This is a genomic window from Arcicella rosea, from assembly GCF_040543805.1.
Lineage (GTDB): Bacteria > Bacteroidota > Bacteroidia > Cytophagales > Spirosomataceae > Arcicella > Arcicella rosea.
The window spans coordinates 540,292-561,017 of the sequence record NZ_JBEUMS010000001.1 but is presented as its reverse complement, the minus strand read 5'-3'; the positions used below and the strand labels follow the sequence as shown (position 1 = coordinate 561,017).

The window sequence follows — 20,726 nt, the reverse complement described above, 5'->3', positions numbered from 1 at the left end:
TTGAATGGGGAATAATTATTGGATTAAATCTGGGTTTTTGAATATTATTCAAAGCTTTGCAAATGTACTTTTTGGTTTTGGAGGTTTCTACATGCTTGTAAGAGTATTGGATAAAAATCATTTTGGTGCTTGGACTCTTTTCATCACAATTACTTCGATTTTAGAAGTGGCTAGAAATGGCTTGGTTGGAAATGCACTCGTAAAGTTTTTGTCTGGGGCAAAACCAGAAGAAAAAACTCCAATTATTATGGCATCCGTCGCTATTAGTACGGCTCTTTCTCTATTCTGTGTGTTGTTAAATTTGATGTTTTCTCATTATTTGAGTTTATTATGGCATTCTCCAGAACTAGAAGTTATGTTTTATGTACATAATATAACTTTCTTACTTTCTGGGGTCTTAGCAATTTTTAATAGTGTAGAGCAAGCCAATTTAACCTTTAATGGAATATTTATCACAACGCTTGTTCGTCAGATTATTCTGTTTATGTTTATTTTAGGATGTTTTGCTAGTCAGTTTGCTACTCCATTGATTTATTTAGTTTATGTACAGATATTAGGTGTAGTGATAGCAACTGCTGTTGGATATCAATATGTAAATAAATACTTAATATTAGAAAAAAATATATATATAGATTGGATGAGTAAGCTTTTTCATTTTGGTAAATATACATTTGGAACTTCAGTAAGTGCAATATTATCTGGAACAATTGATCAAATGATGCTTGGAGCAATGCTTTCACCTGTAGCTTCTGGGGCATTCAATGTTGCTGTTCGAATAACAAATTTGGTAGAAATTCCAACTAGTGCGATTGCAACCATTGTATTCCCACAAAGTGCAAAGCGTGCAAAAGAGGGGCTTGATGGAGTTAGGTATTTATACGAAAAGTCAGTTGGAACAATTTTAGCACTTGTAATACCAGTTATTACATTCTTATATATTTTTTCGGACTTAATTGTCAATATGATAGCAGGTGGAAAATACGACGACTCAATTCCTTTGTTAAAAATTACCTTGCTTTATTGTATGTTCGTCCCTTTTGGACGTCAATTTGGTGTCGTTATAGATTCAATTGGCAAAACTCAATTAACATTTTGGGTTGTATTATTTTGTGCATGTCTAAATATTGGAATCAACTATTTTTTCATTAAATCACAAGGGGTGATGGGAGCAGCAAGAGCAACATTAATCTCAAGCACCTTTGGCTTTATAATTGGGCAAGTAATTTTGTACAGAGAGTTAAAAGTCAACGTCTTGAGAACATTTGTTTATGCTTTTAGATTCTATCCTGAATTTTATCACCGACATATTAAATTTTATTTAAAAAAAGATTAATTGTTTCTAGTAGTGTAAAGGCACTAAAATATAATATCATAAATGTTAAACAGTATTTATCTAATAGTCTTGTTTGCTCACATATAATGATTTGCATAGTATCTTATTTCTTACAATTATTATATTAATAATAGACCTTTTACCTTTAATTATAAGTCATATTTTTTGTGATTGTACAGCAGTTTTATAATCTAAAGACATTAAAAAATCAACAGATTCTATAAAGCCAGAAAATGTCTGCTTCAACTTCAAGGAATAATGATAGATATTTTAATCAACTACATAAAATAAAATATAATATGCTACCTGAATATGATTTGTTTATATTTAGCTTATCAAGAAGTGATTCCGAATTATCTTCTGTTTCTGTTGCTCTGGCTAAAGAATGGTCTAAAACTCATCGTGTATTTTATATAGATAAGCCTTATTCTGTGAAAGATGTAATAGATGAAAGAAAAGTCCCAGGGTTAAAAAAAAGATTGAAAGCTATATTAGTTGGTTCTAATATTTACGATGAAAAAAAATTCCCTCAGAGTTCATTTATTCAAGTTACACCACGAATATCGCTACCAATAAACTTTTTGCCACAAGGAGCAGCATATAACTTTTTAAATCGTTACAATAATTTTGTGGTAAATGAGGTAATCAAAAAAATAATAAAAGACTACGATGTGAAGAATTATGTTTTCATAAACTCATTTTATCCTGTTAACACCCCTGTTATTTCACATAAAATTCGACTTAAACCCTTGGCTAATATTTACCAATCGTTTGATATGATTAGTGAAGAACCCTATATTGCCAAGCACGGTATCAAAGCTGAGTTTGATGCAATTATGCAATGCGACATTGCTATTGCAACATCAACAGGACTATGCGACATCTATTCAAAAAAAGTGGATAAAAAGATACATTTCTTAAGCAATGGTGTTGATTATGAAGTTTTTGCTAATGCGATTAATAAACCGTATCCTATGCCAAAGGAAATGAAGGGTTTGAAGGGGCCTATAATAATTTACACAGGACATTACAGTAATCTGAGAATTGATTACGAACTATTAAAGAAAATAACAGATGTGTTTAAAGAAGGAAGTATTTTATTTGTAGGAACTTATGACAAAAACGACATAGATAGAGAACACTTATCACAAATCAAAAACCTTTATTTTATTGGTCCTAAACCTATTGAATCCCTGCCCGCTTATTTATGTCATTCAAATGCTGCTATTATTCCCTACAAAAAAAATAATCTTACAAAAGGGGTTTATCCTTTGAAAATGAATGAGTACCTCGCTGCTGGAATTCCTACGGTATCAACAGATTTTTCTGATGATATTTTTTTGTTTGAAGATTTAATCTATTTGAGTAGCTCTCATGAGGATTTTATTGACAATATTAAAATAGCACTAGAAGAAGAACCTCAAAAAAAATTGGAAGATAGAATGCAACGTGCTGAGGAAAATTCATGGAGGAAACGAATTCAAAAACTTGAAGAAATTATTGAAGATTTTTTAAAAATAAATACTTAATTCTCAGACGTAAGGTTATAAAAAATCCAGTAATGTTTTAAGTGGATTTTTTTATAAAAAGATGATATTTATTTGAAAAGTCGTCAATGGAATTCTATTTTTATTGATTTTAGCATCGCAAAATTCTGATGGTATTACCTATAAACCCCCATTTTTAGAGTACATTAATGACTCCTTCAGTTAAAAAATATTCAACCCTACCCGTAGAAAAATATTATCTTTGGGGCTGCAAACAAGCAAATCAAAATTTAATCATGAACTACATAGAAGTAAAACTAAACATCAACCCAGAATTTTCGGATATTTTCATGGCGGAGTTAGGTGAAATTGGCTACGAAACTTTTACCGAAGAAGCGGAGGGTTTAAACGCTTACATTACGGAGGACTTGTTTTCTGAAGAAAATCTGGATGAAATTATGGAGCGTTATTTAGCGATGACTCCTATTAGTTACAGCTACTCGACTTTAGAAAAAAAGAATTGGAATGAGGAATGGGAGAAAAATTACGAGCCAATCTTAGCAGCAAATGGTCGTGTAAGAGTACGTGCGAATTTCCATGAACCTGATCCAAGTATTCAATATGAATTGTTGATTAACCCCAAAATGTCGTTTGGAACGGGGCATCACGAAACTACTTCGATGGTGTTGAGTTTACAAATGGAGATTGATCACCAAGCGAAAAAAGTATTAGATGTTGGTTGTGGAACGGGAATCTTAGCCATTTTTGCTTCAAAATTGGGGGCTTCGGAAGTAGCAGGTTTTGACATTGAAGAATGGGCGGCTGAAAATTCTCGTGAAAATGTACAATTAAATGATTGTGATAATATTGTGATTCGTCAGGGAACGATTGAGGATGAACCTGCCGACCAATACGATATTATTTTGGCAAATATCAACCGTAATATTTTGATGCGTGATATTCCGAAATATGTTGAATTTATGAAAGCTGCTCCTTCAAAATTAATTGTAAGTGGTTTTTACCAGCACGATATTGAAGATATTGAAAAAGTAGCCAACGAATCAGGCTTAACAAAAATACATACCGAAAACAAAAATAATTGGGCAGCGGTGATTTTTGAAAGAAAATAATTAGCTTTCGGCAGTCGGCTTTCGGTTTTTGAAAGCAGAAAATATGATAAAATGTAGCGGCAACCTTCACGGTTGCCGTTTTTGTTTTCTCAATACCGAAAGCTGATTGCCGACGACCGAAAGCTATTTATCCCCTCACCAATCCCTCAGCCTTCAAGTAATCATTCGTCAAAACTTCTTTGTTTGGGTTTAGTACTTTTTGCTTTAATACTTCACAGACAAACAATTCATGGTCGCCAGAGTCGATACATCCCACACATCGGCATTGAATATAGCCAATAGCTTCGGTCAAGTAAGGACAACCTCTTTCATCTATTTCAAAAGGAAGGTTGACAAATTTGTTAGAAGTCCTCCCACTTTTTCTTCCCAATTTAGGAATAAGCTTTTTGGCTTGGTCTTTCGCCAAAAGATTTACATTCAATATCATGCTTTCTCGTACCAATGCTATGGTATAATCCGTTTTGTAAAGAGCTACGGTGATAAATTTTCCTTGCATTGCACTTTGCATAACCCAAGTAGCAATGTTGGCATTGATTTTTCCTAATGGTGAAATCGTTGTGATAGAATGCACATCGTAATTTTTGTATTTTAGTAATGCTTTAGTCATGAGTAGTATTTTTTAGGAATTTTTAAATTATAAAACGGGTCATTAAACAACTATAAAAGCTTGAATTTTAGTGACCATTTACTCAATTACTGATATTTATTTGACTTGATTTTTACAATTTGATGTAACTTTGAAAACTGTTAATCAAAAAAGTTGTTTAAAGAGATGGAGGTAATTAGTAATTCTTCTGATATTGAACTGTTTCGGGTAGATACTCCTTCGGAAGGAGATGCCCGAAGAAAAATGAAGAAAATGAAATCATTTCAGATTCCTGATCTATACAAGAGTACTATCATCGGTGGTATCAAAGAGAAGCGCCGTTTGGAGGATAAACTCAAAAAAGACTTCACACCAACCGTTTTGGATTATGGTGTTGTAAGATTTTTGATTTCCAGACACTTTGGCTTTTGCTATGGCGTCGAAAATGCAGTTGAGATTGCTTACAGAACGATAGAGGAAAATCCTGATAAGAGAATCTTTCTGCTATCAGAAATGATTCATAATCCTGATGTAAATGCTGATTTATTGAGTCGTGGCGTGAGTTTCATCATGGACACTTCTGGTAAACAATTGATTCCTTGGGAAGAATTGACTTCTGATGATGTCGTAATTGTGCCAGCTTTTGGTACAACGGTTGAAATCCAACAACGTCTTTCAGATATTGGTATCAATGCTTATCAATACGATACTACTTGTCCTTTCGTAGAAAAAGTATGGAATCGTGCTACAGCAATTGGTCAAAAAGATTACACCATTGTGGTGCATGGAAAACCAGCGCACGAAGAAACCAGAGCTACTTTTTCACATGCCAAAGAAAATGCGCCTACAGTTGTCGTAAAAGATATGAAGCAGACCATAGAATTGGCGAAATACATTACTGGCGAAAAACCTACTGAACAATTTTACGAAGAATTTAAAGGACAGTACTCTGAAGGTTTTGATGTAAAGAAAGATTTACAAAGAATCGGCGTGGTGAATCAGACCACAATGTTGGCTTCGGATACGCAAGGAATTGCAGATTATTTGAAGCAAATCATGATTCAGCAATATAGCATTGAAGGTTCTGACGTAACGGCTTATTTTGCCGATACTCGTGATACGCTTTGTTATGCTACCAACGATAATCAAAGTGCTACTTATGGTTTATTGAAAGAGGAAGCTGATTTAGTAGTGGTTGCAGGTGGTTATAATTCATCAAATACTTCACATTTGGTAGAATTATGTGAGCAAAAATTGCCAACCTATTTTATTTCTTCTGCCGATAAAATCCTGACAGAAAATCTTATCAGTCATTTTGATTTACATTCAAAAACAGAAAAACATACAAGTGATTTTTTACCGAAAAAACAGCCAGTGACGATAATGCTTACTTGTGGAGCTTCATGTCCTGATGCAGTGGTAGAATCAATTTTATTGAAATTACACTCGTTTTTCCCTGATGCACAGCCTATTCAAGGCTAGGAAATTTTGTTGAATTGTGGTTTTATCACGATTCAACAAAATAAATTGTTTATTCCTTTTTAGCTTAAAGCTTCCTCTCTGTTATTTTATTCACATCTTATTTTTGTATTCAACGGGAAATTTATTGGGTCAAGCCCTTTCACAGTATAGGGTATTTTTACTTCCAAGTGTCTATGCTAGATATGAGTTTGGGTTAAAATAATTTATATTTTGTAACTTAAAACCATAATTTACTATTTCGGAAATTTAAATTATGGATTCGGGTTGCAAATGGTAGAAATAACTTTTTATGACTTGATATTTAACTAGTTAATAAAACCACATAACTCAGCCTAATCCCTAGATTAAAAACCCTTTTATTTGTATTCCTAAATTAATCATAACATAATGCAAAGACGTTCGGCAATCAAAAATTTAGCTCTGACGATAGGTGGAACAATTGTTTTACCAGCGTGGGCAAATGCGTGGAGCAAAGAATCGATTCAAAGTGGTGCTTTTAAGATTACTTATGCGCAAGAAACTTTATTGGCAGAAATCGTAGAAACGATTATTCCAAAAACAGATACTCCAGGAGCGAAAGAACTTGGTGCAGATAAATTTATCTTGAAAATGGTAGCAGATTGTTACGATAAAAAATCTCAAGATATTTTTGCGAAAGGAATGGTTTCGGTAGATGAGTTATCGAAAAAAGAAAATGGTAAAACCTTTATAGAAAGCGATGCTAAACAAAAATTAGAAGTATTGAAGAAAATGAGTACTTCACCAAACAGCGACGAAAAAGGTTTTGTACAATTGGTAAAAGGTCTGACAATCGACGGTTACTTAGTTTCTGAATACGTGATGACCAATCTAAGAATCTTTGAAATGGTTCCGGGTCGTTATCATGGTTGTGTTCCAATCAAGAAATAGTACTAAAAATTTGCTTAACAACTTAAACGTCTAAGCTATTATTCACGGTCTCAAATTTTATCTCAAGAAATGTCCAATTTAAATATAGATGCTATTAAAAACCAAACTTACGATGCCATCGTAATTGGTTCAGGAATTAGTGGTGGCTGGGCTGCCAAAGAACTTACAGGAAAAGGATTACGCACATTGGTTTTAGAACGAGGAAGAGATGTAAAACACGTAATCGACTATCCGACAACATTGATGCAGCCGTGGGAATTTGAACACCACAATCGTATCAAAAAAGAAGTAAAAGATGCCAATCCAATCGTTAGCAAATGTTATGCTTTCTATGAAGGCACAGAACAATTTTTTGTAAAAGATGCCGAACATCCTTACGTACAAGAAAAACCATTTGATTGGATTCGTGGCTACCAAACGGGTGGAAAATCTTTACTTTGGGCTCGCCAAACACAACGTTGGTCAGAATATGATTTTCAAGGACCAGCTCGTGATGGTTTTGCCGTAGATTGGCCAATTCGTTATGCTGACCTTGCTCCGTGGTATAGTTATGTGGAAAAATTTGCTGGTATTTCTGGTAATAAAGATAATGTAGCTAGTTTGCCAGACGGCGAATTTTTAGCACCGCATGAATTAAACTGTGTTGAAAAATACTTTAAAGAACAAGTAGCGAAGAACTATAAAGATCGCCATATTATTACTGGTCGTTGTGCGCATCTTACTTCACCAAAACAAGTACATTACGACCAAGGACGAGCGCAATGCCAAAGCAGAACAATTTGCGAAAGAGGTTGTCCTTACGGTGGATACTTCAGCAGTAATTCTTCTACTTTACCTTGGGCTGCCAAAACTGGTAAATTGACTTTGCGTCCACACTCGGTGGTTCATTCTATCATTTATGATGAGAAAAAAGGCAAAGCTACAGGCGTAAGAGTAATTGATGCTACGACCAACCAAATGATGGAATTTTATGCAAGAATCATTTTTGTAAATGCAGCAGCACTAAATTCAAATTTGATATTATTGAATTCTACTTCGCACCGTTTCCCAAACGGATTAGGAAATGATAGTGGAGTATTAGGAAAATACATAGCCTTCCATAATTACACAGCAACTATTAATGCGGATTACGAAGGGTTTTTGGATAGTACAACCGATGGACGTAAACCAAATTCAGCGTATGTTCCTCGTTTCAGAAATGTTGAAAAACAAGAAACGGATTTCTTGCGTGGCTATGCGGCAGGTTTCTCGGCGGGGCGTTATCAACACGATGATAGAAGTGGCTTAGGTGAAGATTTGAAGAAAGCTTTATTGAAACCAGAATATAACAATGTTTGGAGCGTAGGCTCGCACATGATGGGCGAAACTATTCCAAAGGAAAGTAATTATGTAGCTTTGGATAAATCAAAAGTTGACCCTTGGGGAATTCCTCAATTGAAAATTTCGGTTGAATATGACGATAATGACCGTAAAATGGTTAAAGATTTCTTTGAACAATTCACAGAAATGTACACCAAAGCAGGATTTACCAATATCAGAACGAACGATTCAAACCGTACTCCTGGTTTAGATATTCACGAAATGGGTGGTGCAAGAATGGGTAAAGACCCTAAAACATCTGTTTTGAATAAATGGAATGCAATTCATAGTTGTAAAAATGTTTTCGTAACAGATGGAGCGTCTATGACGTCAACATCAACCCAAAATCCATCACTAACTTACATGGCAATGACGGCTCGTTCAGTTGATTATGCCGTGAAAGAAATGAGAAAAGGGACTTTATAAGCTGTGAGTGATGAGCCTTTAGCTTTGAGATTTTAGAAAGCTTTAAAATAAAGTAAGGGTGAGTATCCAATTTGGTACTTACCCTTTTCTATGAATAAACTATTAGCACAAAAAATCTCATAGCTTATAGCTCATTTCTCAAAGCTAATAGCTAAACCTTAAATTTCTCTCTCGAAGTTCTGATTTCTGGTAAATGCTCATTTGCCCAAGTTGCCAAACTATTGATATGAGGCACAAGACTAAAACCTAAATGCGTTAATTGATATTCTACTCTTGGCGGAATTTCAGGAAATACTTCTCTTGAAATTAAACCATCTGCTTCCAAAGACCTTAAAGTAACCGTCAGCATTTTTTGTGAAACATCCCCAATCGTTTTATGAATTTCATTAAAACGCATCGTACCAGTTTGTCCTAAAACCATCAAAACAAGTATCGACCATTTATCACCAAACCTATCTAATACATTCCTAACAGGACAATTTGGCGAAATTGTAAAATTATCTAAGATTTTATCCATTTTAATTGATTGATTATCAGTAATACTAACATCAAAGTAAGTATCGCACTTTTTCGTACCTTCTTGATAGATAAATACTTAGTCTATACCTTTGACTTACCAAAAGTAACTTAATTACTTTTAGTTTGCAAAAGGATATTCAAAATAAACAATTAAAGAAATGAGTAAGATATTAGTAACAGGAGCAACTGGCGGATTAGGAAGTGCAGTTGTAAATGCTTTATTAGCCAAAACAGAGGCTTCAAACATTGCAGTATTGGTAAGAGATGCCGCTAAAGTAGAAACTTTGAAAGAAAAAGGAGTAAGTGTTCTTGTGGGTGATTATAGTGATTTTGATTCATTAGTAGCTGCATTTCAAGGAATTGATAAATTGTATTTTGTTTCAGGAAATGATATTCATAATAGAATTCCTCAACAAGAAAATGTAGTAAAAGCAGCCGTTGCTGCTGGTGTAAAACATGTAGTTTATACGAGTTTCCAACGTAAAAATGAAACTGCGACATCTCCAATTGCCTTTGTAGCAGAAGGTCACTTAAAAACAGAGGAGTGGTTGAAGGCATCAGGACTTACTTATACCATTTTGAAACACGGTTTATATACAGATTTATTGCCAATGTTTGTGGGCGAACAAGTACTTGAAACAGGCGTAATTTATCAACCTGCTGGTGATGGAAAAACAGCATTTGCTTTGCGTACAGACATGGCAGAAGCTGGCGCAAACGTGTTGACAAGCGAAGGACACGAAAATAAAATCTATGATATTACTGGTGCGAAAACTTATTCGTATCAAGACATAGCTAACATTATTTCAGAAATCACAGGAAAGCAAATTGTATATGTTTCACCAAGTGTGGAGGAATTTACAAAAACACTTACAGAAGTAGGCGTTCCTGCTGAATATATTGGTTTGTTTGCGGGTTTTAGTGGAGCAATTAAAGAAGGAGAATTTGATGAAGTAAGCTCAGATTTAGCTGATTTATTAGGAAGAACTCCAGTAGATGCTGAAACTTTCTTACAAGGAGTTTATGGAAAGTAATTTGAAAATTTGAAGATGTGTCAAATTGAAAATTAATGTAAAAACCCATTGTCGAAATTTTCAACAACGGGTTTTTATGTTTTAAAAAAACTGAAAACTGAAAACTGAAAGCTCAAAGCTCACGGCTCAAAGCTGAAAACCTACAAAGCCGCCAAAGCTTGTTCAATATCTTCTTTTAAATCGTCGATATGTTCGATACCTACCGAAATTCTTAATAAAGTAGGTTCAACTCCCGCTGAAATTTGTTCAGCTTCCGAAAGTTGTGAGTGTGTTGTGGATGCTGGATGAATAATCAAGGTCTTAGCATCGCCCACATTTGCCAAGTGACTAATTAATTTTAAGCTATTTACAAATTTTTCAGCTTTTGCTTTATCACCTTTTAGTTTGAATGAGAACACTCCTCCAAAACCACGAGTAAGGTATTTTTTCGCTAATTCGTGATATGGACTACTTGTTAAACCTGGATAATTTACAGCTTCTACTTCTGGATGTTCTGATAACCAATTTGTAAGAGCAAGTGCATTTTCGCCAATTCTTTCTACTCTTAAAGTCAACGTTTCTAAACCTTGTAGCAACAAGAAAGAATTAAACGGACTTTGTGCTGGACCCCAATCACGTAAACCTTCTACTCTGGCACGAATGATAAATTGAATATTTCCGAAAGGTCCGCCGATACCAAAAACATCGTTCAAGACCAATCCGTGATAACTTGGAGATGGCTCGGTAAACTGCGGATATTTTCCATTTCCCCAGTTGAAAGTACCCGCATCTACAATTACTCCACCCATTGTTGTACCATGTCCGCCAATCCATTTGGTAGCCGATTCAACAATAATATGTGCGCCATGTTTGATAGGTTGAGCAATTGCTCCGCCCGCTCCGAAAGTATTATCCACAATAATTGGTAAATCGTATTTTTTAGCTAATTCAGCAAAGGCTTCAAAATCAGGAATACTGAAACTTGGATTCCCGATAGTTTCCAGATAAATCGCTTTGGTTTTATCATCAATCAAGGCTTCAAAAGAAGAAACATCGTCGCCATCAGCAAAACGAGCTTCAACACCAATATTTTTAAATGAATTTTTGAATTGATTATACGAACCACCGTATAAAAACGAAGTAGTGATAAAGTTATCGCCAACCGTCGTGATATTGTTGATAGCGATAAACTGTGCCGCATGCCCAGAAGCTACGGCTAAAGCCGCTACACCACCTTCTAATGCTGCTAAGCGTTTTTCAAAAACATCACTTGTTGGATTCATGATTCGGGTATAAATATTCCCAAATTCTTTCAAGGCAAAGAGGTTGGCTCCGTGTTCTGCATTGTTGAACTGATAAGCAGTAGTTTGATAAATAGGTACTGCACGTGAATTAGTTGTAGGGTCGATTTCTTGCCCAGCGTGCAATTGGAGTGTTTCAAATTTCATGAGATTGTTTGTTAATTAGATTTAATAAATTCTATAAATTCGATAGACAAAGTTATAATTTTAATTTAATGTGTAAATATTAAGGTTGTAAAATTTTAGAAAAATATTTAATAGTAAGTAAATCAGTAAGTTATCATTAATACTTCTTCAGAATTTTCTCAACGGCATCTAAATATCCACCACCAAAAAGATTAACATGAACCATTAATGGATATAAATTATAAAGCGGAATACGGTCTCCAAAACCATTTTCGATAGGATATACTTCGTGGTAGGCTTCATAAAAAACAGGTTCAAAACCGCCAAACATGGTGGTAAATGCTAATTCTGCTTCTCGCAAACCGTAATAACAAGCTGGGTCAACCAAGGCTACCAAACCTTTGCTATCTGTCATTACATTTCCCGACCATAAATCGCCATGAAGTAAAGCTGGCTTTTCGTTTGGTATTAGGTTTGGTATTTTCTCGAAAAGTGTTTGAAATTTATCGTATAATTCTTGTGAAATCTTGCGGTCGTAAAGGGCTAAACCAGCTTGTACTTTCAATCTTTTTTCAATGAAAAACTGAACACCATCTTCCATCCATTCATTATTTTGGCGTAAAGCACCAATATAATTATTAAAATCTAAGCCGTGACTGTGGTGTGTATGTGTATGAAGTTTAGCAAGTTTTTGACCGAAATCTTGCCAATAATTTTCTTGTTTATAACTTGCCGTCAAGAATTCAATCATCAAATATTCTTTATCCAAAATCTTTCCATAATTGATTACTTCTGGAATTGAAAGTACGTCCTTATCACGCAAAGTTTGTAAGCTTTTCGCTTCCGATTCAAACATGCCATCGTGGTCGCCTTGATTCCATTTAATAAAATAATCGCCTTCGGCAACTTTTACTTTTACAGCAAGATTAAAGTTTCCGCCATAAAAAAACTGAAAATCAAGTACTTCTGGATGATGTCCTAAGTTTTCAAAAAGAATACTTTCGATAAACTGATATTGTTCTTGCGTCTGAAAAGTCATACAAATATTGATTGCAAAATGTGTCGATTAGGATTTATTTATCTCCTGTCTTCTTGGGTTTATTCCAAAATTACGAGAAAACCGTTAAATTGCATGGATTGAACGATTTTATCAAAAACAAATTGTTGAAATTCATTTCAGCAGTTATCAGCGAAAATTAAAAAACAAAATGAAATACAAGAAACACGTTTTTATTTGTACGAATCAGAAAGATGCACCCAAAAAATGTTGTGGCTCAGAAAGAGGAAGCGCATTGGTTGATGCTTTCAAAGCATCTTTAAAAGAAAAAGGATTGTTGTCAGAAATCAGAGCACAAAAAACAGGTTGTTTAGATGTTTGTGCTTTTGGTCCAGGTTTAGTGGTTTATCCAGAAGGAGTATTTTACGGCAATGTTCAATTGTCAGATGTTGAAGAAATCGTAGAAAGTCATTTAATTGGTGACCAAGCGGTTGAACGTTTGGTAATAGCTTAACATTATTTCCATTAATTTGAAACGGATTTTTCCGTTTCAAATTAACAATCAAAAACAAAATGTACAGAATTTATCCCACATTAATCAATTCATTTGTTTTGTATGAGCAACAAGTATTGGATGCTCAGGGTAATATTTTGGTGGATTTGTGGGAAATAATTGATAGGATTAACAGAGTAAAAAAGCCAACTACCGAAGCCCAACAAAAAGGTATTGATTTTGAAAAAGCAGTAGTGACGGGAGAAAATGAAGAATTATTTGGTGAAAAAATCATCGAAAAAGCTCGTGAATTTTTACCAGCCAAATACAAAACACAGTTTTACACAGAAGCCAAGTATAAAAATTGCTTGATTTACGGTTTTGTAGATTTAGTCGGAGGCGACCGTGCCGTTGATTTAAAATCGACCAGACTTTATGAACCCAATCGTTTTGCGTTGAATCATCAGAATTTGTACTTATTAGGCTTGCAAAAATGGGGCGTAAAAACCTTAGATTATATCATCACTGATTTTGAAGACGTATATCAAGAACGATACAACATCAAAACTTACGATTTTACACCACTCTACCGACAAATAGACGCTTTCGTAGCATTCCTTGAACAGCACAGAAAATTAATCAAAGACAAAAAGATTTTTGATAAAAAAGGAGACAGTAATCAGTTGTCGTTGTTTTAAGATGGCTATATGCGGTAAGCGGTAGGCAAAAAAAATCTATTCATTAAAAATAAAAAACAAAACCTCAAAAGTCTAAAGTCTTCCAGTTCTAAAGTCTTGTCTCTTGCTTCTTGTATCTAAAAATCCAAAATCTTCAAGTCCTAAAGTCCTCCAGTCCCAACTAAAGAATCCCCTTTAACTCAATCAAATCCCGCACTTCATGTTTGGGTTGTAAAGTAATATCTTGTTTTCTGCCGTCTGGATTAAAAAAAACCGTATCAATTCCAGCTTTAGTAGCACCCACAATATCACTTTGAAAACTATCGCCAATCATGATACATTCATGAGGTTTTGCTCCAACCAAATCTAAAGCATATTCAAAAATACCCACTTCTGGCTTTTTGAATCCTGAATTTTGAAAAGTAACGATTTCTCGGAAATAGTGTTTAATTCCGCCAGAAGTCATTTTAATATCTTGTACTTCCATAAAACCGTTCGTAATAATATGCAATGGATACTTTGGAAAAAGGTAATCTAAAACAGATTTGGCGTTCGGTAATAAATTAGGTTTGCGAACTGAAATGTTGATATAATTATCCGAAATTTTATCACAAAGCGAATAATCATAACAGCCTAATTCAGAAAAAATCATTCTAAAACGATTGTGGCGTAATTCGGGTTGAGCTATTTTTCCTTGTTCATACAAATCCCATAATCGATGGTTGATTTCGTTGAATTTTAAGTAAAACTGATGCGAAGAAGGAATGCCATAAGTATGTAAATCGAAGTGTTGATATACTTCGTCTAAAGCTTGTTTAGAATTGGTATTATGATCCCAAAGCGTATGGTCAAGGTCGAAAAAAAGATGTTTGTACATAAGGATTTTTATACAAATATGCTGAGGTAAATCTTTGAAACAAAGTACTAAGCATTTTGTTTTGAAGGATAAAACCTGAATTAATTTGCAATAAGATATTCTTTTGTATAAATTCATAGTCTGTAAAAAACAATTTCAAGAAATCTAATTGAACTATAAAATGGCTAGTCAACCCACTGAAGAAAACCAGATAAATGTAGAATTAACCGAAGCAATGGCAGAAGGAGAATACGTGAATCTGGCGATGATTGCACACTCTCAAAGTGAATTTGTGATTGATTTTATCAAAATGATGCCCGGAATACCAAAAGCAAGAGTAAAGTCAAGAGTAATTCTTACCCCCGACCATGTGTATCGTCTTTTGAATGCTTTAAAAGAGAATATTCAAAAATACGAAGAGGCTTATGGCCCAATAACAGACGATAAAAACCAAGACGGATTCCATTTTCCAACAAATTATCGTGGTCCAATAGGAGAAGCTTAGATTAAAGTATAAGCAACACAATTTTTAGCATTTTCATCAATAAAGCGTAAAATGAGTAATAGATTATGGTCTATTTGCTTGATTTACGCTTTATTGTTAAGACAATAATGAGTAGATAGTAAGTACTTTGAGGCTTTAAAATATATAAATAATTAAATATTGTGATACAATGAATCAAAAACTGACCAGAGAATATTTAGCGTCGAATGCTGAAAACTTGAGTAAACTTGTTGAATTACCTAACGATAAAATTTTTGAACTTCCAGAGAAAGTACTTCAATTTGGTACTGGAGTATTATTGAGAGGACTTTGCGATTATTTTATTGATAAGGCTAACAAAAAGGGAGTGTTCAATGGTCGTATAGTGGTGGTTAAATCTACAGACAAAGGTGGCACTGACGATTTCAACGAACAAGACGGGCTTTTTACACATGCTGTAAAAGGTTTAGAAAATGGACAACCCGTTGAAGAATATATCATTAATGCTTCAATCTCTCGTACTATTTCAGCTCGTTCACAATGGAATGAAATCCTAGCTTGTGCGAAAAATCCTGAAATGCAAGTAATCATTTCTAACACAACAGAAGTTGGTATTGCTCTAGTAGAAAATGATAAAATCACAAATACTCCTCCACAATCATTCCCAGTAAAACTATTAGCCTTTTTATACGAGCGTTGGAAAGAGTTTAAAGGTTCTGCAAAAAGTGGAATGGTGATTATTCCGACTGAATTAATTGTTGGGAATGGAGATAAACTACAAGAAATTGTATTAGAACAAGCACATCGTAACGGACTTGAACCAGAATTTATCGAATGGCTTGAAAACCATAATTCATTCTGTAATTCATTAGTAGATAGAATTGTACCGGGAAAACCAGACAAAGAAATTTGTGAAGAATTGGAAAAGAAATTCTCGTATCAAGATGATTTGATGATACTTTCTGAGGTTTATCGTTTATGGGCAATTCAAGGCGACGAGAAAATCCGTAAAGTTTTATCTTTCGCAAGTGCAGATTCAGGTGTTATCATCGAAAGAGACATCGAAGTATATCGTGAATTAAAGTTAAGAATGCTTAACGGAACCCATACTTTAACCTGCGGAATGGCTTATTTATTAGGTTTCCGTTTGGTGAAAGATGTAATGAGTAATAGCTATTTAAGTAAAATTATCACCAATATGATGTTGGGCGAAGTTTCTTTAGCCATTCCTTATAAAATAGATCCTAAAGTGAAAGACCGTTTCGGTAGAATGGTTTTAGACCGTTTCCGTAATCCATTCTTGCAACATAAATTATTAGATATTACGGTGCAATACACTGCTAAAATGAAGATGCGTAATATTCCTATCCTTTTGCAATACTATCGTGAATTTGGAAAAGCACCAGAATTGTTTGCAATGGGTTTTGCGGCATATTTACAATTCATGAAGGCAGAAAAAGAAGTGAATGGGAATTATTTTGGAGAATCAAATGGTGAGTATTATCCAATCAATTGTAATTTTGCTCCGTACTTTTATGAAGCTTGGGAAAATTTTGATTTAGATAAAGTATTATCCAACAGAAGTTTGTGGGGAGAAGACTTAACACAATTAGAAGGGTTTTCTGATGCAGTAAGAAAATATTTATGAAAAAAGTAGTCACTTTCGGTGAGATTATGATGAGGCTTAGTACGCCCAATCATGCTCGCTTTCAACAGTCGACAAGTTTTGATATTAATTTTGGTGGGGGCGAAGCAAATGTTTCGTCCTCATTGGCTATTATGGGTATTCCAGCGAGCCACGTTACTCGTTTCCCTGATAATGATTTGGGTGTAGCCGCTATCAATACTTATCGGAAGTACGGATTGAGTATGCAAGATGTAGCACTTGGAGGCGACCGTATCGGTATTTATTTTGTAGAACAAGGAGCAGCGATGCGTCCAAGTAAAGTAATTTATGACCGAGCTAATTCATCTTTTGCCACACTGAATCCTGCTGAATTTGATTGGGAGAATATTCTAAAAGATGCCCAATGGTTTCATTTCACGGGTATTACTCCTGCTATTTCAGCAAGTGCAGCTCAAGCTTGCTTAGAGGCAGCACAAACAGCTAATCGCTTAGGGTTAAAAGTTTCTGCCGATGTAGGCTATCGTTCTAATTTATGGAAATGGGGCAAGAAACCCAATGAAGTAATGCCAGAATTGATTGAAAATTGCGATGTAATTATTTGTAGTAAAGGCGATGCTGAAGATATGTTTGGTATTGTGCCTAATGACGAAAAGAAAAGTTTCAAATCAGTTTGTCAACAACTTACTGATCGTTTTCCAAAGCTTAGAAAAATATTGACAACCAAACGAGGACAGATTTCAGCTTCGCACAATACTTTGGTAGGAAAATGTTGGAACGGATTTGAAATGCTAGAAACCAAGCAAATCAATATTCCAGATATTGTTGATAGAATTGGTGGAGGTGATGCTTTTATGGCTGGTTTCATTTATGGAGAAATCATTTATCAAAATACACAGAAAGCAATTGAATTTGGTGTAGCTGCTTCGGCACTAAAACATACAATTGAAGGCGATTTTAATTTATCGTCAGTAAAAGAAATTGAAGCCGTGATGAATGGCGATGTAAGTGGAAAATTAAGAAGATAAAACAGCTATGAAATTTTCCAAAGAGACTTTGTACGACAAACTTAATGAAACACCCATTATGCCACTTTTCAATCATCCCGAAATTGAAAAGAGCAAAGCGGTAGTAAAAGCTTGTTATGATGGTGGAATCAGAGTTTTTGAATATACCAATCGTGGTGCTGGTGCAGATAAAGTTTTTGCCGCATTAGTAAAATACATTCGGAGTGATTTCCCAGATATGGCAATTGGTATTGGCACTATTTATAATGCCGAAGATGCTGAATACTTTGTTAGCTTAGATGCAGATTTTATAGTTCAGCCGACATTGGATGCTGGAGTAGCTCAGGTTTGTCAAAAAAATAACATGGCTTGGTTCCCAGGAGTACTTACTCCCAACGAAATTTATAAAGCCTATCTATTGGGTGCAGATATTGTTAAAATTTTTCCTGCAAATATTTTAAATCCTTCTTTTATCAAATCTGTTAAAACGGTTATGCCCCAAGTAGAAATGATGATCACTGGTGGCGTTGAACCCAATGAAGAAAGTCTAAATACTTGGCTAGATGCAGGATCCAAATTCGTTGGAATGGGCGGACAGTTATTCCCTAAAGCAATTTTAGAAAGCAACAATTTTACTTGGATAGAAAATACAGTAAAAGAAAGTCTAAGAATTATTTCAAAAAGCTAAGTCACTCTCTCCTTTTGCCTTTTATCTTTAAATCCTGCTAAATTTTTTCCTCAAGGTTTTAAGGTAATCTCTCACATTCTCATTAATTTTGTACTTTTACAAGAATATCTGAAAACAGGTGGTTTTAAATGATTAACTTTACACAAGACCTGTCATTAAAAATATTAATATAAAGAACAAAATCATAAAATGGGATTATTCAATTTCCTGACGTCAGACATTGCGATTGACCTTGGTACTGCCAATACGTTAATTATCCATAAAGATAGAATTGTGGTTGACGAACCATCAATTATTGCCCTTGATAAAGCCACCAATAAAGTATTGGCGATTGGTAACAAGGCGATGCAGATGCACGAAAAAACCAACGAGAATATCAAAACCATTCGTCCTTTAAAAGACGGAGTAATTGCCGATTTTACGGCTGCCGAATTGATGATTCGGGGGATGATTAAAATGATTGATACGGGAAACCGTTTTTTAACGCCTTCTCACCGTATGGTGATTTGTATTCCTTCAGGAATTACTGAGGTTGAAAAAAGAGCGGTAAAAGATTCAGCAGAACATGCTGGGGCTAAAGAAGTGTACATGATTCACGAGCCCATTGCTGCGGCAATTGGTATTGGAATAGATATTGAACAACCAAATGGTTCAATGATTGTGGATATTGGTGGTGGTACAACTGAAATTGCAGTAATTGCGCTTTCAGGAATTGTATGTGAAGCTTCAGTGCGTATTGCGGGTGATGTATTTACTCGTGATATAGTTGACTATATGCGTCGTGAACACAATTTATTGATTGGCGAACGTTCAGCAGAATTAATCAAAATTGAAGTAGGTTCGGCTTTGCCAGAATTAGAAAATCCACCAGCAGATTATGAAATTCGTGGACGTGACTTAATGACTGGTATTCCAAAAGAAATTAAAGTTACTTATTCTGAAATTGCTTATGCTTTAGATAAATCAATTTCTAAAATTGAAGAAGCAGTAATGAAAGCCCTAGAGGTTTCTCCTCCTGAGCTTTCTGCCGATATTTACCACAATGGTATTCATTTAACAGGTGGTGGAGCTTTATTACATGGTTTAGATAAACGTTTGGCGAATAAAACTAAATTGCCAATTCATATTGCGGATGACCCATTAAGAGCTGTTGTACGTGGAACAGGTGAAGTACTAAAACATCTTGACCATTTCAAGCCCATTCTCATCTCTTAATTAATCAAGCTAAGAAATGAGTAAATGAAAGAATGATATTTTTATGTTCTTTCGTTTACTCATTTTTACATTATAGACTTTTCCAAAATCAATTACTCCAAGATTCTTCTTTTAGCAAATGTATCAGTTAATCCAATTTATTTCTAGGAAACGAGCCTTCATTCTGTTTGCATTATTGGAGGTACTGAGTCTGTGGTTTTTTTATTCATACAATAATTACCCAAGTGCTGTGATGTTTAACACAACCAATTATTATGCAGCACAAGCATTAGATATTTCGAATTCAATTGTTGAATATTCAAATCTTAGAAAAGTTAATGATGATTTAAGTGCTGAAAACAAACATCTCTACGAATTGGTAGGAAAATTACAAGCCCAACAAACACCAATAAGTTTATCAAATATTACTTATAAAGCAGATTCTGCTGTGGCTGCTCGTTTTAAGTTTACAGTAGCCAAAGTAACAAATCTTTCAGTAGCACAATTCAATAATTATATTACGATTGATAAAGGTACTGCGGATGGTTTAGCTCCGGGAATGGGCGTAATTTCTTCAACAGGAGTAGTTGGTAAAATTAAATCTTGTTCAGAACACTATTCAAGAATAATTTCTATTCTTCATTCAGAATATACCGTTTCTGCAAAAGTTAAAAGTAATAACGAAATTGGTTCGGTAAAGTGGGATGGGAAAAATCCTTCTATTGTTGAAATGACTGATGTTTCTAGATATAAAAATGTTAGAGTGAAGGATACCATCATGACTTCCGACTTTAACTATGTTTTCCCTTCTAACATCGTAATCGGTTATGTCAGTAAAGTAGGTTTAAAGCCCGATCAAACTTTTCATGACATTAAAGTAAAATTGGCGACTGATTTTAGTACACTTTCTTATGTTTATGTAATTAATAATAAACTTGAAAAAGAACAGAGAGCTTTAGAAAGTACTGACAGCGAAGTAAAGAAATAAAAAACTGTTGTAATAATTGTGCATAGCTTAAACTCGGCAATTTAATT

Annotated in this window: 20 protein-coding genes; 15 read left to right on the top strand and 5 right to left on the bottom strand. The window is 34.5% G+C overall.

The window, feature by feature from the left end:
• The first annotated feature begins 4 nt into the window (after nt 1-4).
• The 3 genes from ABID42_RS02535 to prmA all read left to right on the top strand — a co-directional run bounded on the left by ABID42_RS02535 (nt 5) and on the right by prmA (nt 3,950).
• Nucleotides 5-1,333, top strand: a complete 1,329-nt coding sequence (locus tag ABID42_RS02535) for a flippase (protein WP_367282297.1) — start codon at nt 5-7, stop codon at nt 1,331-1,333.
• Between the two features lie 233 nt (nt 1,334-1,566).
• On the top strand, nt 1,567-2,862 hold the full coding sequence (locus ABID42_RS02530) for a glycosyltransferase (protein ID WP_367282296.1): 1,296 nt from the start codon (nt 1,567-1,569) through the stop codon (nt 2,860-2,862).
• 254 nt (nt 2,863-3,116) lie between these two features.
• Entirely contained in the window at nt 3,117-3,950 is an 834-nt protein-coding gene (gene prmA, locus ABID42_RS02525; protein ID WP_367282295.1) for a 50S ribosomal protein L11 methyltransferase, read from the top strand.
• Between the two features lie 127 nt (nt 3,951-4,077).
• On the opposite strand, the gene ABID42_RS02520 is transcribed toward prmA, so the two are convergent.
• Nucleotides 4,078-4,557: a flavin reductase family protein gene (locus tag ABID42_RS02520; protein WP_367282294.1), complete on the bottom strand. Its 480-nt coding sequence runs from the start codon at nt 4,555-4,557 to the stop codon at nt 4,078-4,080.
• A gap of 252 nt (nt 4,558-4,809) precedes the next feature.
• Between ABID42_RS02520 and ABID42_RS02515 the strand changes: the two genes are divergently transcribed.
• The 3 genes from ABID42_RS02515 (at nt 4,810) to ABID42_RS02505 (ending at nt 8,712) form a co-directional block, all read left to right on the top strand.
• Nucleotides 4,810-6,018, top strand: coding sequence for a 4-hydroxy-3-methylbut-2-enyl diphosphate reductase (locus tag ABID42_RS02515; protein WP_367282438.1), 1,209 nt, complete (start codon nt 4,810-4,812; stop codon nt 6,016-6,018).
• Between the two features lie 387 nt (nt 6,019-6,405).
• Nucleotides 6,406-6,927, top strand: a complete 522-nt coding sequence (locus ABID42_RS02510; protein WP_367282293.1) for a gluconate 2-dehydrogenase subunit 3 family protein — start codon at nt 6,406-6,408, stop codon at nt 6,925-6,927.
• A 69-nt stretch (nt 6,928-6,996) separates the two neighbouring features.
• A complete protein-coding gene (locus ABID42_RS02505; protein WP_367282292.1) occupies nt 6,997-8,712 on the top strand; it encodes a GMC oxidoreductase in 1,716 nt (571 codons plus the stop codon).
• Nucleotides 8,713-8,863: 151 nt separating this feature from the next.
• Here the strand turns inward: ABID42_RS02505 and ABID42_RS02500 are convergent, their stop codons facing one another.
• A complete protein-coding gene (locus ABID42_RS02500) occupies nt 8,864-9,229 on the bottom strand; it encodes a winged helix-turn-helix transcriptional regulator (protein WP_323257457.1) in 366 nt (121 codons plus the stop codon).
• A 160-nt stretch (nt 9,230-9,389) separates the two neighbouring features.
• Here ABID42_RS02500 and ABID42_RS02495 point away from each other — a divergent pair, with 160 nt between their 5' ends.
• Nucleotides 9,390-10,265: an SDR family oxidoreductase gene (locus ABID42_RS02495; RefSeq protein ID WP_367282291.1), complete on the top strand. Its 876-nt coding sequence runs from the start codon at nt 9,390-9,392 to the stop codon at nt 10,263-10,265.
• Nucleotides 10,266-10,405: 140 nt separating this feature from the next.
• On the opposite strand, the gene ABID42_RS02490 is transcribed toward ABID42_RS02495, so the two are convergent.
• Nucleotides 10,406-11,692, bottom strand: coding sequence for an O-acetylhomoserine aminocarboxypropyltransferase/cysteine synthase family protein (locus ABID42_RS02490; RefSeq protein ID WP_367282290.1), 1,287 nt, complete (start codon nt 11,690-11,692; stop codon nt 10,406-10,408).
• 136 nt (nt 11,693-11,828) lie between these two features.
• Entirely contained in the window at nt 11,829-12,710 is an 882-nt protein-coding gene (locus ABID42_RS02485; RefSeq protein WP_367282289.1) for a fructosamine kinase family protein, read from the bottom strand.
• A 169-nt stretch (nt 12,711-12,879) separates the two neighbouring features.
• On the opposite strand from ABID42_RS02485, the gene ABID42_RS02480 reads away from it, so the two are divergent.
• A complete protein-coding gene (locus tag ABID42_RS02480; protein WP_323257449.1) occupies nt 12,880-13,182 on the top strand; it encodes a (2Fe-2S) ferredoxin domain-containing protein in 303 nt (100 codons plus the stop codon).
• 59 nt (nt 13,183-13,241) lie between these two features.
• Nucleotides 13,242-13,859 (top strand): adenine nucleotide alpha hydrolase family protein, encoded by a 618-nt coding sequence (locus tag ABID42_RS02475; protein ID WP_367282288.1) that lies wholly within the window; start codon nt 13,242-13,244, stop codon nt 13,857-13,859.
• A gap of 160 nt (nt 13,860-14,019) precedes the next feature.
• Here ABID42_RS02475 and ABID42_RS02470 read toward each other — a convergent pair whose 3' ends face one another.
• The gene (locus ABID42_RS02470; protein WP_367282287.1) at nt 14,020-14,715 is read right to left on the bottom strand and encodes a YjjG family noncanonical pyrimidine nucleotidase; all 696 of its coding nucleotides are present in this window, start codon (nt 14,713-14,715) and stop codon (nt 14,020-14,022) included.
• A gap of 160 nt (nt 14,716-14,875) precedes the next feature.
• On the opposite strand from ABID42_RS02470, the gene ABID42_RS02465 reads away from it, so the two are divergent.
• The 6 genes from ABID42_RS02465 to mreC all read left to right on the top strand — a co-directional run bounded on the left by ABID42_RS02465 (nt 14,876) and on the right by mreC (nt 20,679).
• A complete protein-coding gene (locus ABID42_RS02465) occupies nt 14,876-15,199 on the top strand; it encodes a DUF3467 domain-containing protein (protein WP_184129586.1) in 324 nt (107 codons plus the stop codon).
• A 169-nt stretch (nt 15,200-15,368) separates the two neighbouring features.
• Nucleotides 15,369-16,826, top strand: coding sequence for a tagaturonate reductase (locus tag ABID42_RS02460; protein ID WP_323257441.1), 1,458 nt, complete (start codon nt 15,369-15,371; stop codon nt 16,824-16,826).
• Nucleotides 16,823-17,830 carry a sugar kinase gene (locus tag ABID42_RS02455; RefSeq protein ID WP_323257439.1) on the top strand — a complete coding sequence of 336 codons (1,008 nt, stop codon included), beginning with the start codon at nt 16,823-16,825 and terminating at the stop codon, nt 17,828-17,830. Before ABID42_RS02460 ends, ABID42_RS02455 begins: the two co-directional genes overlap by 4 nt.
• Nucleotides 17,831-17,837: 7 nt before the next feature.
• A complete protein-coding gene (locus tag ABID42_RS02450) occupies nt 17,838-18,497 on the top strand; it encodes a beta/alpha barrel domain-containing protein (RefSeq protein ID WP_367282286.1) in 660 nt (219 codons plus the stop codon).
• Nucleotides 18,498-18,686: 189 nt separating this feature from the next.
• Nucleotides 18,687-19,712, top strand: a complete 1,026-nt coding sequence (locus ABID42_RS02445) for a rod shape-determining protein (RefSeq protein ID WP_323257435.1) — start codon at nt 18,687-18,689, stop codon at nt 19,710-19,712.
• Nucleotides 19,713-19,830: 118 nt separating this feature from the next.
• Nucleotides 19,831-20,679, top strand: a complete 849-nt coding sequence (gene mreC / locus ABID42_RS02440) for a rod shape-determining protein MreC (RefSeq protein WP_367282285.1) — start codon at nt 19,831-19,833, stop codon at nt 20,677-20,679.
• Nucleotides 20,680-20,726 lie beyond the last annotated feature (47 nt).

Coding starts and splice junctions, on each gene's coding strand:
- ABID42_RS02535 (WP_367282297.1), top strand. CDS start 5: ATGGGGAATAATTATTGGATTAAATCTGGGTTTTTGAATATTATTCAA.
- ABID42_RS02530 (WP_367282296.1), top strand. CDS start 1,567: ATGTCTGCTTCAACTTCAAGGAATAATGATAGATATTTTAATCAACTA.
- prmA (WP_367282295.1), top strand. CDS start 3,117: ATGAACTACATAGAAGTAAAACTAAACATCAACCCAGAATTTTCGGAT.
- ABID42_RS02520 (WP_367282294.1), bottom strand. CDS start 4,557: ATGACTAAAGCATTACTAAAATACAAAAATTACGATGTGCATTCTATC.
- ABID42_RS02515 (WP_367282438.1), top strand. CDS start 4,810: ATGAAATCATTTCAGATTCCTGATCTATACAAGAGTACTATCATCGGT.
- ABID42_RS02510 (WP_367282293.1), top strand. CDS start 6,406: ATGCAAAGACGTTCGGCAATCAAAAATTTAGCTCTGACGATAGGTGGA.
- ABID42_RS02505 (WP_367282292.1), top strand. CDS start 6,997: ATGTCCAATTTAAATATAGATGCTATTAAAAACCAAACTTACGATGCC.
- ABID42_RS02500 (WP_323257457.1), bottom strand. CDS start 9,229: ATGGATAAAATCTTAGATAATTTTACAATTTCGCCAAATTGTCCTGTT.
- ABID42_RS02495 (WP_367282291.1), top strand. CDS start 9,390: ATGAGTAAGATATTAGTAACAGGAGCAACTGGCGGATTAGGAAGTGCA.
- ABID42_RS02490 (WP_367282290.1), bottom strand. CDS start 11,692: ATGAAATTTGAAACACTCCAATTGCACGCTGGGCAAGAAATCGACCCT.
- ABID42_RS02485 (WP_367282289.1), bottom strand. CDS start 12,710: ATGACTTTTCAGACGCAAGAACAATATCAGTTTATCGAAAGTATTCTT.
- ABID42_RS02480 (WP_323257449.1), top strand. CDS start 12,880: ATGAAATACAAGAAACACGTTTTTATTTGTACGAATCAGAAAGATGCA.
- ABID42_RS02475 (WP_367282288.1), top strand. CDS start 13,242: ATGTACAGAATTTATCCCACATTAATCAATTCATTTGTTTTGTATGAG.
- ABID42_RS02470 (WP_367282287.1), bottom strand. CDS start 14,715: ATGTACAAACATCTTTTTTTCGACCTTGACCATACGCTTTGGGATCAT.
- ABID42_RS02465 (WP_184129586.1), top strand. CDS start 14,876: ATGGCTAGTCAACCCACTGAAGAAAACCAGATAAATGTAGAATTAACC.
- ABID42_RS02460 (WP_323257441.1), top strand. CDS start 15,369: ATGAATCAAAAACTGACCAGAGAATATTTAGCGTCGAATGCTGAAAAC.
- ABID42_RS02455 (WP_323257439.1), top strand. CDS start 16,823: ATGAAAAAAGTAGTCACTTTCGGTGAGATTATGATGAGGCTTAGTACG.
- ABID42_RS02450 (WP_367282286.1), top strand. CDS start 17,838: ATGAAATTTTCCAAAGAGACTTTGTACGACAAACTTAATGAAACACCC.
- ABID42_RS02445 (WP_323257435.1), top strand. CDS start 18,687: ATGGGATTATTCAATTTCCTGACGTCAGACATTGCGATTGACCTTGGT.
- mreC (WP_367282285.1), top strand. CDS start 19,831: ATGTATCAGTTAATCCAATTTATTTCTAGGAAACGAGCCTTCATTCTG.